The sequence below is a fragment of the Kiloniella sp. genome (assembly GCF_048270245.1).
GTDB lineage: Bacteria > Pseudomonadota > Alphaproteobacteria > Kiloniellales > Kiloniellaceae > Kiloniella.
In genome coordinates, this window is the sequence record NZ_JBLWTH010000004.1 from 29,996 (window position 1) to 43,636 (window position 13,641).

Here is a 13,641-nt window from a genome sequence, read left to right on the forward strand (position 1 = left end):
AGCTCTATTCAGCTGCCAATACCGTTGGATATGGATAAAGCTCATCCATTGAAACGCTGCGCCCTGTATCAAGAACGATCCGCGCGTGATAACGCTTCAAGGCCCGTGCATCTGCCGCACCACAACTATGGGCGATGATTCCCACTTCTTTCCGCATATTCTCGGCATAGCTCGCAACCCGTACTGACTTCGTTTCAGGGTCCAGACCAAATTGTAGTTTTTTATTGTGAGTAGTGATCCCTGTCGGGCATGTATTCTTATTGCATTGCAACGCCTGAATACACCCAAGCGCGAACATAAATCCACGCGCCGAGTTGACAAAATCAGCCCCTGCGCAATAGGCCCACGCCACATCAGACGGGTTAATCATCTTACCACTGGCACAGACTTTAATACGATCACGCAGCCCATGCCTGATCAGGGTATCGACCACATGAGGTAAGCTTTCCCGCAGAGGCACCCCCATGTTATCAATCAAGCTCATCGGGGCTGCCCCAGTTCCCCCGTCAGCACTATCAATTGTGATAAAATCAGGGGCGCTTTCAATGCCTCTTTTTTTAATTTCTTCACACAGGTTATCAAAAAACCCATAGGTCCCAACAACCATTTTAAAGCCAACAGGTTTCCCCGTTGTATCACGGATGTAAGCAAGCATATCCAGAAGTTCGCTCTCGGATTTCACTTCTGGATGACGATTTGGACTGATGGCAGATTGCCCGATAGGAATACCACGGATTTTGGAGATTTCTTCGGTGACCTTTTCTCCGGGTAAAATGCCTCCTTTCCCCGGTTTAGCCCCCTGTGAAAGCTTTAGCTCAAACATTTTAACCTGATCATGGGCCGCAATTTCCCGGAGTTTGTCTTCGTCAAAACCACCTTCGGGCTTGCGAACACCAAACTTGGCGGTTCCAATCTGAAATACAATATCTGCCCCACCTTCCAGATGATAAGGCGATAAGCCGCCCTCGCCTGTATTCAACCAGATACCAGCCTTCTTGGCCCCTTTTGATAAAGCCCGCACAGCCGGAATAGAAATCGCGCCATAACTCATCCCTGAAATGTTAAAAATACTATCTGTTTCATATGGTTGCTGACAATAAGGACCAATGATCACGTTACCGGGTTCAATTGCGTCTTCCGCCTGTGTCGGGAAAGGACAGTTCACAAAGAAAACCGTTCCCGCAGGCCTGAGATCACGGGTAGAACCAAAGGCCACGGTGGAATCAACATTCTTAGCCGCACGATAGACCCATGATCTTTCAGCACGATTAAAGGGCATTTCTTCGCGGTCCAAGGCAAAGAAATACTGGCGAAAGAACTCCCCCAGATGCTCAAAGAAATAGCGAAAACGTGCGATGACAGGATAATTTCGACGCAGTGTACTCTCTGTCTGCGTTACATCAGTGATGTAGGCATAAATCAACCACAGAAACCCGGCGCCGACAGCCGTTATAAAAAGAAAAGAGAGAAGCTCCAGAAAGGTGACAACGAAGTCAGGTATCTGTTCCATTAAAATCTCTCCCCATTATAATTTTCATTACAAAACTATAATAGGAAAACTCTCTTAAAAGCCAGTCACAAGAAAAGTAGCCGTTTGTGACAGCGTAAATTTTATGCCTTTCCTATCTCATACATAGCGAGTTACCCAAAAATAAAAGCGCTGGAAAACCAACGCTTTTATTTCGAGTATTTCTTCTAAATGCCTTTTGAACATAGACGCATTCAGATCATGACTAAATATGTAATGCATGTCCCAAGGTTTTAAGGGCGGCCTCTTGAAAGGCTTCGCTTTGTGTTGGGTGGGCGTGGATTGTTCCAGCGATATCTTCCAGACGCGCGCCCATTTCAAGGGCTAGCGCAAAACCTGCCGACATTTCGGAAACACCTGCACCTACGGCCTGAATGCCAAGAACCAGATGATTATCTGCCCGGGCAACAATGCGGACAAACCCATCTTCGCGTTCGGCAGACATGGCACGACCATTTGCCTGAAATGGAAAGAGATCCACTTTAATCTCATGTCCCAACTTCTTGGCCTCTACCGGTGACAATCCTGCCGTTACGATTTCCGGGTCGGTAAAGCAAACCGCTGGAATACAAACTTTATCCCAAACGCGTTTTTCCCCGGCAATGATTTCAGCAACCATTTCTCCTTGCGCCATGGCACGATGGGCAAGCATTGGTTCCCCGGTAACATCACCAATCGCAAAAGTTCCACGCATAGAGGTTTCGCATTTATCGTTGATATGAATGAAAGATCCATCCATACGCAAGTCAATCTCTTCCAAACCCCAGCCTTCAGTTACAGGTTTTCGCCCGACAGTCACCAGAATTTTATCTGCCGTAACCTTAACGTCAGTGCCTGCACTATTCTCAACAAGCAAGGAATTCCCTTTTGTGGAAAGTCCCTTTGCTTTGGCATTGGTCATGACCTTGATACCAAGACTGCTTAATCGCTTGTTTATTGGGCGCACCAAATCTTTGTCATACTGTGGCAAAATAGATTTAGCCGCCTCGACAACCGTAACCTTCGCCCCCAGTTTTGCATAGGCAATACCAAGCTCAAGCCCGATATACCCGCCACCAACAACAGCCAGCTTTTCGGGTACTTCGGTTAGTGACAGGGCCTCAGTCGATGAAATAACCTTATCCCCGAAAGGTAGGAAAGGCAGTTCCACTGGCTTGGAACCTGTGGCAATCACGACATATTCAGCCCGTATAATCTGCGGCCCTGTCGGCGTAGCGACCTCTACAGTTTTACCGTCCCGAAACTTTGCCCAACCTTCAACGGTCTTAACACCATGCTTTTTTAAAAGTCCAGCAACACCAGAATTCAGGCGGCTCACAATGCCATCTTTCCACTCCATTGTCTGTGCAAGATCAATAGAGGGTTTTGTCGTCGAAATTCCGAGCGCGTTTTCACCCGATAAATGAGCGACTTTGTCGAACTCTTCTGCGGCATGGATCAGGGCTTTTGATGGAATACAACCAACATTAAGACAAGTGCCGCCGGGTTTTCCTGCTTCGATAACAACGGTATCTATCCCCAGCTGCCCCGCACGGATGGCACAGATATACCCACCAGGGCCAGCACCGATAATAAGAAGCTTTGTTTTAATTTCCTTCACGGCTTAGCCCTCCATAAAAATGATTGCCGGGGTTTCAAGCAGGGATTTAATCCGTTGCACAAAAACGGCCGCATCCCAGCCATCAATAACCCTGTGGTCAAAGCTGGAAGAAATATTCATCATTTTACGCGGGACAAAATCATTCCCATCCCACATAGGACGTACAGCCATTTTGTTAACCCCAAGAATGGCGACTTCCGGATGATTAATAACAGGTGTAGTTGCAATAGCCCCCAAAGGCCCCAGTGACGTGATGGTAATGGTCGATCCACTTAACTCTTCGCGTGTTGCGGTCCCTGCTTTGGATGCAGCTGCGAGACGATTGACTTCTGCCGCACAGCCCCAGACATCCCTTGCTTCCGCATGTTTTATAACTGGCACCACCAATCCGTTCGGTGTTTGTGCAGCCATGCCAATATGGACACCACCGTATTGATGAACAACACCCGCCTCATCATCGAAAATTGCATTGAGGTTGGGTTGTTCAGCGACAGCCTTGACCAATGCCCGCATCAAGAACGGTAAGAGTGTCAGTTTAGGATGATCTTCGGATCTGTTCCTATTCAATGTCGCGCGCAGTTCTTCCAAAGCTGTCATATCGACTTCTTCGACAATCGTGATATGCGGTATCCGAGATTTGGAAATCGACATCTTTTCCGCAATTTTACGACGTAAACCTACGATCTTGACTTCCGAGACCGACGTATTGGGGACAAGCCCCCCTTTTGGATGAACCGCAACACTGCTGCCATCAAAATAAGTATCCAGATCTTCGTGGGTAATGCGTCCGGCTGGCCCCGTTCCCGTGACTTGCCGAAGATCAACACCACCGTCCTGTGCACGTTTTCGAATGGCCGGAGATGCAATAGGCTTCTCCCCTTCTGCTCTGGCAGGACCAATAGACTGTTTACGGACTTGAGATGCCGATGGCTTTTCTATCTCCACCTTTGTTTTTGGCGGTTCAACAACAAAACCTTGCTCTTGTTTTGGAGACACCTTCTTCTCTACTTTTCCCGACTTAGGGGTTTCAGGTTCAGCAGATAGAGGTTTTGACGTGCTATCCTCTGTAGTGTTCCCCTCACCATCAACTTCTAGTTTGATAATCGGGGCACCAACCGACATTACATCTCCAGGCTCGGCTCCAAGCCAAATAACACGACCATCCACAGGGGATGGAATTTCGACCGTTGCCTTGTCAGTCATCACAGCGGCAAGGACAGCATCTTCCTGGACCACATCGCCAACTGAAACTTCCCACTCGACGATCTCGGCTTCAGCAACACCCTCGCCAACATCAGGAAGCTTGATTACATATTCACCCATTGATCAGGCCTCCATCACTTGTTTTAACGCACGGCTTACTCTTTCCGGTCCGGGGAAATAAGCCCATTCCTGCGCATGAGGATAAGGTGTGTCCCAGCCTGTCACCCGTTGGATTGGTGCTTCGAGATGATAGAAACAGGTTTCCTGAACACGAGAGAGAAGTTCGGCACCAAAACCAGATGTCAACGTAGCTTCATGAACAACAACACAACGCCCCGTCTTTTTAACCGACGCGATGATTGTTTCCTCATCCAGAGGCAATAAACACCGTAGATCAATTATCTCTGCATCAATTCCGGTTTCTTTGGCCGCAGCCTCAGCCACATAAACCATGGTGCCATAAGCAATAATTGTAACATCCGCTCCCTCACGGGTCACTTTGGCTTTGCCCAATGGAACATTGTAATACCCATCCGGCACTTCACCCATCTCATGTTTTGACCAAGGAGTTACCGGCTGGTCATGGTGACCATCAAAAGGCCCGTTATAAAGGCGCTTTGGTTCCAGATAGATAACGGGGTCATCATCCTCTATCGCCGAAATCAAAAGACCTTTGGCATCTGCAGGGTTGGAAGGCACAACAACCTTTAGGCCCGATACCTGGGTAAAGACCGCTTCGGGGCTTTGACTGTGTGTTTGTCCCCCAAAGATACCACCGCCCGTCGGCATTCTGATTGTTATCGGTGCCGTAAAATCGCCCGCAGAGCGATAGCGCAACCGCGCAGCTTCCGAGACGATCTGGTCATAAGCCGGATAAACATAATCAGCAAACTGGACCTCTACGCAAGGGCGCAAACCATAGGCCGCCATACCAATTGCCGCACCGACAATCCCGGATTCATTAATCGGAGCATCAAAGCAGCGGTTCTTACCGTATTTTTCCTGCAATCCGTGCGTACAGCGAAAGACACCCCCGAAGTAACCAACGTCTTCACCAAAGACAACCACGTCATCATTTTTCCCCATCATGACATCCATTGCATCACGGATGGCTTCAATCATCGTCATCCTGCTCATGAATTAAATCCCCGCTTCCTGACGTTGACGCCGTAAGTGTGGCGGCATTTCTTTATAAACATCTTCGAACATTTCACGCGTTGAAGGCGACCCCCCGGAATGGAGCGTACCGTGACTTTCTGCTTCTTTTTGTGCTGCCAGTACGGTGTCTTTAATTTCAGCTTGTGCCTGTAAGTGACGATCTTCCGACCAAATTCCCTTGCTAATCAGATGAAGTTTCAGACGCTCAATCGGATCGCCCAATGGCCAGGCATCGGACTCTTCCTTTGGACGATAGGCCGCAGGATCATCAGAAGTAGAGTGCCCACCAGCCCTATAGGTCACGTATTCAATCATAGTTGGACCAAGGTTCAAGCGTGCACGCTCAGCAGCCCACTTTGCAACTGCATAAACAGCGAGATAGTCATTACCATCAACACGCAGTGCCGGGATTCCAAAGCCATGCCCACGGGCGGCAAAGGTTCCTGATCCTCCCTTAGCAATTCCCTGGAAGGTAGAGATCGCCCACTGGTTATTTACCACATTAAGAATGACAGGCGCTTTGTAGGTGGATGCAAAGACCAATGCAGCATGAAAATCTGACTCAGCCGTAGATCCATCACCGATCCAGCCCGCTGCAATCTTGGTATCATTTTTAATCGCAGAAGCCATCGCCCAGCCAACAGCCTGAATATACTGCGTGCCCAAGTTACCGGAAATGGAAAAAAATCCGTACTCTTTCTCAGAATACATAATTGGAAGCTGGCGGCCTTTTAACGGATCTTCTTCGTTAGAGTAGATCTGGTTCATCATCTTGACCATGGGATAGTCTTGGGCCAACAACAGGCCTGCCTGACGGTAAGTCGGAAAATTCATATCCCCTTTTTCCAGCGCACATTGAAAAGCAGTTGAAACAGCTTCTTCACCAAGATGTTGCATGTAAAAGGATGTTTTTCCCTGTCTTTGTGCCATCATCATACGCGCATCGAAGGCCCGAAGCGTCATCATATGACGCAGGCCTTTGATCAATTCATCACCACTCAACAGATCCGCCCAAGGGCCAACAGCATTCCCATCCCGATTCAAGACGCGGATAATAGAATAGGCAAGATCCCTGATTTCCTCGGGCGAAACATCAACATCAGGACGCCTTACAGAACCTGCTTTGGGTATCGTAACATTGGAAAAATCCGGGGTATCTCCGGGACGAAATTCTGGCTCTGGCACATGAAGATGAAGCCGTTTTTTTTCAGTCATCAATTTTCTCCGGCAATATATTTTCCAATATATTTTTCTTTCGCATTTATCGCTCCCTAGGTTCCGCCCTTTTCTGCCAATTACAGCTTATTTTTAAGTAGATTTAAAATTTGGGGCATTATCTCTGTCAGTAATTATGACATATTATCACTGGTGATTATTCCCAAAATCATTATCATATCTGCTTAATTGAGCTATTTATCTCTAAAATTAACAACAAAAGTAGTGATTAATGGAACTTGATACGATTGATATAAAGATTTTGCGAATCCTTCAAACGGAAGGACGCATTCGTTCTATCGAACTGGCTGAGCGTGTGGGTTTGTCGCCAACCCCCTGTGCTCGACGCGTAAAAATGCTTGAAGATGAAGGCGTTATTACAGGCTATGCCGCCCGGGTAGATCAAACCAAACTGGGGTATATGATCAACATCTTTGTTTCGGTTGAATTGGAAAAACAGGCCTCGGAGAACTTGAAAAAATTTGAAGAGGAAATAGATAAGTTTGAAGAAGTTGTAGAGTGTTACCTGATGACGGGTAGCCAAGATTTTTTGCTTAAAGTCGTCGCGACCGATCTTATGGCCTTTGAAAAATTCCTTCAGGAAAAACTGACCCGCATTCCAACAATCAGGGCCGTAAGATCTCGTTTTGCCCTGCGCAGCATTGTAGAAAGAAATGCACTTCCCAGCCCACAAAGACCATCCTAGAAATGCAAAAACCCAATTAAAGTTAAGCATCCTGAACATTATTGCTCCTGTTGCGATGCTCCAAGAACCTATTGATCAACTGCTACACATCATTACCGCATAAGTTGAACATAATATTCATAGTACCATCGACTGAACGAAAGAGATACGAAAATGGCCACCACAATAATGTGATGACCATTTTCATAAAACTATTCGACTATTTTTGTTGGTGTTTTTTACTCCGCAGCTTCCGGTAAAGCATTACGATTGCGAATCAACAAATCGCCAATACTGTTGGCCTTGTGTTCCACCAACGTGTCTGGACCACCCCAAATCGGGACCGCACGACCAAGTCTAGCCATAATATCATAGATAATGAACTTCGCGACGCCATTCCCACCACGCGTTCCCTCATATAGCAATTGCAAGGGATAAGCAGCATTCCCAAGAACCGGGATGAACCCCAAAAGCAATGCAAACCAAGGTCGGCTTGTGCCCCGAGCGGTAGAAGCAAGAATACGGCACGTCGTATAGATCGTGCGCACAATCACCCCCCCACTAAAATAACCAATAATACCACCTAAAAGGCCTATAACATCGAAGGCCCCCAACCCAAAGACAATAGCTAGGGTTGTAACTTTCACAAACGGTTTCAGCGCCATTAACACACCAAAGTCAGTGATATAAAGGCTACTTTCACTGTTTTCCATTTCATGCTTCAAAACATCGGCTTCACGCTCGGTAAGCTGGCGACGTTTTTGCCAGTCTTCAATACTGCGTCCAACCAATAGCCTACTCAGTTGCGTTCTATAGGACGGCAAAAACATAAAAGCTTTTATTTTAGGCAGCAAGCTACCAAGTTGTTTGATCAATTTGCTTTCTTTAAAGAACGAACTTACTTTTCCTGCAACTTTTTTCAAACCCTCTTTAGCTTGTCGCCCATACCAGCGAAGAGGATGTTTTTTGTAATAATGTGTTTCTTCTTCAGAAATTTTACCGCGCGCAAATTTTGACTGAATGCTACGCTGTAGGCGTGACATAAAGCGCCAATCATCAGGCTTGTGAATAAGACCTGATACATCAACACAAAGTGCCTCGTATTCCTGTTCGCTCATCGCCCCAAGAAGCGCGTTTTTATTTTTAGCAATATAATCGCGAAGTTTCGGAACATCCACATCATCATAAAGCGGACGGCCATTCACAAGAGTCCGCTGTAAATAATAAGAAAACAAGAGCTTAGGATTTGCTGGGAACAAAGCTGGCACACCGGATTCCAGATCAACCCAGACCCAACGTGTTTCCCCAGTTTCAGTTGTTTCCAATAGGAAGTTACTGGTCGCAACCGGATTGCCATAACCAGCCTGCCAAGCAAGTCCATCAAACCCAGCATCAAGAAGTAATCCCTGCAAGGGTTTCATCACGTTCTCAATCAGGTCCTGAATTTCGGTCTCTTTTTGCGAAGAATACGGATGGTGTAATGATGGCGCCCGCCCATCAATAAATTCCATGGTAATTTCATTGGCTCGGAATTCTTCGTTCCAAGATACAGAAATAATCTCTGCGATACGAAGTTTACCGGGTAGCCAGAGCTTCATCAGAGCAGAAAGAACACGACGACGACAAGCAGCTTCAAGTATTGATCCCTGATGCCAAATATAAGGGTTATTCGCGCCAAAGATCACATTGTGAACGAGGCCAGCCAAAGTGGAGCCTACAAATATCTTACGTGCTGTCGCCCGACCATCAGGAAGATGATCCAGATAGACAGTAGCAGATCGGCCAGCGCCAATCTTTCGATCTTTTAAACTCGACATTTAATTATTTTCCAAGCCTTGTACGGTGCCCGTATTCGCCCCTTCGGTTCATAAAATACCGAAAATAGAAATCAAAGCTGCGGGGAAATTTTTCGCGAGCAGCATATATCTATACTTTTTCTGTAGAAAAAACCACCCATTGCGAAACAAAAATGTCATTTTTATGCCTCAAATGATTCATGAGCGATCTATCTTATTGTGAAATCACCACTAAGCGAGCACAAAATCCATATAAAGAAATCCTGATATAGCTTGCGTCACGTACAAAAAGAGCATAGTTTCTTCAATAAATATAAATCTCAATTTTGTGCGGCGAGTAACCATGGCCAATAAATTTCTAGATCTTTTAAAAACACGCGACTGGCTACTTGCCGATGGCGCAACAGGCACCAACCTTTTCGAAGTAGGCTTGGAAACCGGCGATGCTCCTGAGCTTTGGAACATCGACGAGCCTGAGAAAATTTACAACCTTCAAAAATCCTTTGTTGATGCAGGATCAGACATTATTCTCACCAATACCTTTGGGGGGACTCGCAACCGTCTCAAGCTTCACAAAGCTGACGACCGCGTTGCAGAAATAAACACTGCCGCCGTAAAGATCACCAAGCGCGTTGCTGACGAAGCGGGCCGCCCTGTGGTTGTCGCCGGGTCTATGGGCCCCACAGGCGATATCTTTGAACCTGTAGGATCACTTACCCGCGAAGAAGGTATTGCTGCATTTCGTGAACAAGCTATCGCCCTTGCCGAAGCTGGTGCAGATGTTCTTTGGCTGGAAACAATCTCAGCACCGGAAGAGCTGGAAGCCGCGGTCACGGCATGTAGTGAAACTGGCTTACCTATTGTGACAACGTTAAGCTTTGACACCAATGGCCGCACAATGATGGGCCTAACCCCCGGTGATTTTGCCGGACGCGTCAAAGAGCTTTCAACAGTACCTGTCGCTTATGGTGCTAACTGTGGTGTCGGGGCATCTGAAATGGTTACCGCACTTCAAAACATGGCAATGTGCGCACAAGAAGGCGATGTTCTTGTCTCAAAAAGTAACTGTGGCATTCCTGAATACGTTGATGGTGCCATTCGGTACACGGGCACGCCGGAGCTAATGGCAGATTATGCCCGCATTGCAGTAGATTCCGGTATCAAGATTATCGGTGGTTGCTGTGGTACATCCCCAGATCACGTCAAACATATGCGTGACGCTTTGGACAACCATGTGCGAGGTCCGAAACCAAGCCTTGACGAAATAGTCGCACGACTTGGTGAAATTTCTAACGGTGCACGCGAAATGAACGAAGCCGGACCACTTGGGGCGAAACCAAAAGAGCAGACCGGTGGTGGTCGCCGACGGCGCGGTCGCGACCCAAAACGTAAAGCTGCAGATGATGGAAAAATGCCCGGTCAGGAATAAACGGACCAAGCATAAACCACAACCTGATAACCGTTTAAACATACGAAAAGGGGCTTCATCTGAGGTCCCTTTTGCTTCATCAGCTCAGTAACTACCATTCAGAAAGATTTACAGAGAAATTAACTTAATACGCCCTCAAGCTCTTCAATCGACAAGAGAACATGATCCGCCAGGGTTGAAAGCTCTTCACGTCCGGTTGTGCCTGTCAGAACACCGACTTTCAAACCAGCCCCAGCATTCATTCCCATTTCCATATCATGCAAGTTATCGCCAACAACAACCACATTTTCCGGGGCTACGTCCATTGCCTTACAAAAGCCCTGAACCATGCCCGCGGTTGGTTTCAGTCCATGCCCAGAATCATAACCCGCAATAAAGTCGAGCTTATCAATACAATCAAACCGCGACAAAGAACGCCTCGCCCCTTGTTCACTATCACTTGTTGCTACACCAAGTTTAAGCCCCCGCTCTTTCAAGCGGATAAACAAAGCAGATAGATCAGTAACGGCAACCGCAGCAGCTTCCCCCTCGTCCTGAAAAATTTTCTCAACCGTACCAATAAGAACGTCATAATTCGCATCAGGCAAAAACTCACACCATTTCGCAACGATTTCACCATTGCTACTGGCAGCCAGCATCGAACCGGGCAAAACCCGCCCCAGTTCAGCATCATATCCCGTTGCAGCCAACAGCTGTGCAGCAAGCCCCGCATCCCCTTTGGCAGCCATTAAAGCGGCTTTTTGGTTAAGGGGCGTCCAACTTTGTTCGTAATCAAGAAGGGTTCCATCTTTGTCGAACAGGATCGCCTTAATCGTCATTAGATCAAAACCCTTTATTCTGCCGCATCAGCAATCGAGCTTTGACGAAGAATACCTTGATAGATCTCTTCATCGCCAACAACCCCGACAAGCACACCATCTTCTTCAAGCAATACAGGATTACCTGTTGATTGGCGAAGTTCAATTGCGCGCTTCATCGTTATGTCAGGCGAAGCGGCCACAATATTACAATCGGGAATATCATCTAGCGCATGATCAGGGCCAAAACTAAAGACACGCAATTCCTCTTTATCTTCAAAGGTTACTTTCTGCACAGATCCCTTACCATCCATGGCCACCTTGAAGGCGTCGTACTTATCAAGAATAACACGGGCACCATCTTTACGAAGTTCGCTTACAGGCGTCATCAACGACGCGCAACGCAGAACATTCAGCGGGTTCATATGAGCCACAAATTCAGCAACATATTCATTCGCAGGATTCAAGACGATCTCTTCCGGTTCGCCATATTGAACAATACGTCCACCTTCCATAATCGCGATATGCGTGCCGATTTTCAGCGCTTCATCCAGATCATGGCTTACAAAGACAATCGTTTTTTTCAGGTTTCTCTGAAGTTCAAGCAGCTCATCCTGTAAGTGGTCCCTAATCAAAGGATCCAAAGCCGAGAAAGGCTCGTCCATCAACAAAATATCTGCATCCGTTGCGAATGCGCGCGCTAGCCCCACACGCTGTTGCATTCCGCCAGACAATTCATGCGCGTATTTATCTTTCCACTGATCAAGACTAACCATCTTCAGCTTTTCTTCGACGATGGCTTCACGTTCAGCTTTTGGCACGCCCTTAAGCTCTAGTCCGAGGCCAACGTTTTCCGATACAGTACGCCAAGGTAGAAGCGCAAATTGCTGGAAAACCATGGAAACCCGTTCCATGCGCATATGACGCAGTGTTTTGGCATCGCACGAAGCGACATCAACAAGGTCATCGCCATCACGCACAAGAACTTCACCGCGCGTGACTTTATTCAGACCATTCACTGCGCGTAACAGTGTTGATTTACCAGAACCGGAAAGCCCCATCAGAACACAAATTTCGCCTTCTTCAATTTTGATGGAACCATCAGCGACCCCCAGAACACATCCGGTTTTCTCAAGAATTTCTTCTCGTGTTTTGCCCGCATCAACCATTGGGATGGCTTCTTGCTGGTTATCGCCAAAAACAATATCGACGTTTTTAAATTCTACAGCTGTCATTTTATTGCTCCATCCCTACCTTAAGCGCCATCAACCGGGGCATTACGCTGCTTACACAGACGATCCAACAAAATCGCAACAACAACAATCGCGAGCCCCGCTTCAATTCCCATATCAATCTGGCGGGAATTCAAGGCACGCACAACAGGCTTACCAAGGCCGCTTGCGCCAACCAAGGCTCCAATCACCACCATTGAAAGTGAGAGCATGATACACTGTGTTACCCCAGCCATAATCGTTGGTAAGGCATAAGGAATTTCAACTTTCCAAAGCAATTGTTTCTTCGTAGCGCCAAATGATTCAGCTGCTTCAATCAAAGGCTTGGGAACAGAAGACACGCCGAGGTGCGTCAAACGGACAGGCGCAGCAACAGCAAAGATCACTGTCGCGACAAGCGCAGGCACCATTCCTAAACCAAAAAGTGTCATCGCCGGAATAAGATAAACGAATGTCGGAATTGTTTGTAGAAGATCAAGAACTGGCCTTAACATTGAATACAACCAAGGACGGTGAGCTGCCGCAATACCGAGAGGGACGCCAGTAATCATGCAAACGACAGTCGCATAAACCACAAGAACAAGCGATTCAATCGTCTCTGTCCAATACCCAAGATTTACAATGAACAAAAGAGATAGAAAAACAAACAGAGATAGTTTCCATGTTCTTTGTAAATATTGCGCAAGGCCTGTAATTAAAAGGATTAATATGATTGATGGCACAAACAAAAGCATGTCCACGGTTCCATCAATCAGGAAAGTACCGCCATCAGTTATCGCGTCAAAAAAACCTGCAAAGTTATCGATCAGAAAGTCAAAAAAACTTTCCCCCCATTTCCCTACGGGAATTTTATGGTCAACTAACCACTGTTCGATGCCGGACATTGCTAATCCCTCTGCTCATTAGTGAACCCATAAAATGACTGTTTATGTGTTCTTTTGTTCATTATCACCAGTTTCTTTGATAAATAAGCTATTATTCACAAGCTCTAATTCTAT

At 46.8% G+C, this 13,641-nt stretch carries 11 protein-coding genes; 2 read left to right on the forward strand and 9 right to left on the reverse strand.

Annotated features, from left to right (window positions below; translation table 11 throughout):
• Window positions 1–4 precede the first annotated feature (4 nt).
• The 5 genes from ACN0W5_RS10340 to ACN0W5_RS10360 all read right to left on the reverse strand — a co-directional run bounded on the left by ACN0W5_RS10340 (window position 5) and on the right by ACN0W5_RS10360 (window position 6,704).
• The gene (locus ACN0W5_RS10340) at window positions 5–1,510 is read right to left on the reverse strand and encodes an FMN-binding glutamate synthase family protein (protein WP_417454062.1); all 1,506 of its coding nucleotides are present in this window, start codon (window positions 1,508–1,510) and stop codon (window positions 5–7) included.
• Between the two features lie 223 nt (window positions 1,511–1,733).
• A complete protein-coding gene (gene lpdA, locus ACN0W5_RS10345) occupies window positions 1,734–3,128 on the reverse strand; it encodes a dihydrolipoyl dehydrogenase (RefSeq protein ID WP_417454063.1) in 1,395 nt (464 codons plus the stop codon).
• Between the two features lie 3 nt (window positions 3,129–3,131).
• Window positions 3,132–4,451: a dihydrolipoamide acetyltransferase family protein gene (locus ACN0W5_RS10350; protein WP_417454064.1), complete on the reverse strand. Its 1,320-nt coding sequence runs from the start codon at window positions 4,449–4,451 to the stop codon at window positions 3,132–3,134.
• Window positions 4,452–4,454: 3 nt separating this feature from the next.
• Complete coding sequence (locus ACN0W5_RS10355; protein ID WP_417454065.1) at window positions 4,455–5,468, reverse strand: alpha-ketoacid dehydrogenase subunit beta; 1,014 nt, start codon at window positions 5,466–5,468, stop codon at window positions 4,455–4,457.
• A 3-nt stretch (window positions 5,469–5,471) separates the two neighbouring features.
• Window positions 5,472–6,704, reverse strand: coding sequence for a 3-methyl-2-oxobutanoate dehydrogenase (2-methylpropanoyl-transferring) subunit alpha (locus tag ACN0W5_RS10360; RefSeq protein WP_417454066.1), 1,233 nt, complete (start codon window positions 6,702–6,704; stop codon window positions 5,472–5,474).
• A 232-nt stretch (window positions 6,705–6,936) separates the two neighbouring features.
• Between ACN0W5_RS10360 and ACN0W5_RS10365 the strand changes: the two genes are divergently transcribed.
• Complete coding sequence (locus ACN0W5_RS10365; RefSeq protein WP_417454067.1) at window positions 6,937–7,410, forward strand: Lrp/AsnC family transcriptional regulator; 474 nt, start codon at window positions 6,937–6,939, stop codon at window positions 7,408–7,410.
• Between the two features lie 218 nt (window positions 7,411–7,628).
• On the opposite strand, the gene ACN0W5_RS10370 is transcribed toward ACN0W5_RS10365, so the two are convergent.
• Window positions 7,629–9,206: a hypothetical protein gene (locus ACN0W5_RS10370; protein ID WP_417454068.1), complete on the reverse strand. Its 1,578-nt coding sequence runs from the start codon at window positions 9,204–9,206 to the stop codon at window positions 7,629–7,631.
• Between the two features lie 322 nt (window positions 9,207–9,528).
• Between ACN0W5_RS10370 and bmt the strand changes: the two genes are divergently transcribed.
• Entirely contained in the window at window positions 9,529–10,614 is a 1,086-nt protein-coding gene (gene bmt / locus ACN0W5_RS10375) for a betaine--homocysteine S-methyltransferase (protein WP_417454069.1), read from the forward strand.
• Between the two features lie 119 nt (window positions 10,615–10,733).
• On the opposite strand, the gene ACN0W5_RS10380 is transcribed toward bmt, so the two are convergent.
• The 3 genes from ACN0W5_RS10380 to choW are packed head-to-tail and all read right to left on the reverse strand — an operon-like array spanning window position 10,734 to window position 13,527.
• On the reverse strand, window positions 10,734–11,432 hold the full coding sequence (locus ACN0W5_RS10380) for an HAD family hydrolase (protein ID WP_417454070.1): 699 nt from the start codon (window positions 11,430–11,432) through the stop codon (window positions 10,734–10,736).
• A 14-nt stretch (window positions 11,433–11,446) separates the two neighbouring features.
• The gene (gene choV, locus ACN0W5_RS10385) at window positions 11,447–12,646 is read right to left on the reverse strand and encodes a choline ABC transporter ATP-binding protein (protein WP_417454071.1); all 1,200 of its coding nucleotides are present in this window, start codon (window positions 12,644–12,646) and stop codon (window positions 11,447–11,449) included.
• A gap of 20 nt (window positions 12,647–12,666) precedes the next feature.
• Window positions 12,667–13,527: a choline ABC transporter permease subunit gene (gene choW / locus ACN0W5_RS10390; RefSeq protein WP_417454072.1), complete on the reverse strand. Its 861-nt coding sequence runs from the start codon at window positions 13,525–13,527 to the stop codon at window positions 12,667–12,669.
• Between the last annotated feature and the right edge of the window lie 114 nt (window positions 13,528–13,641).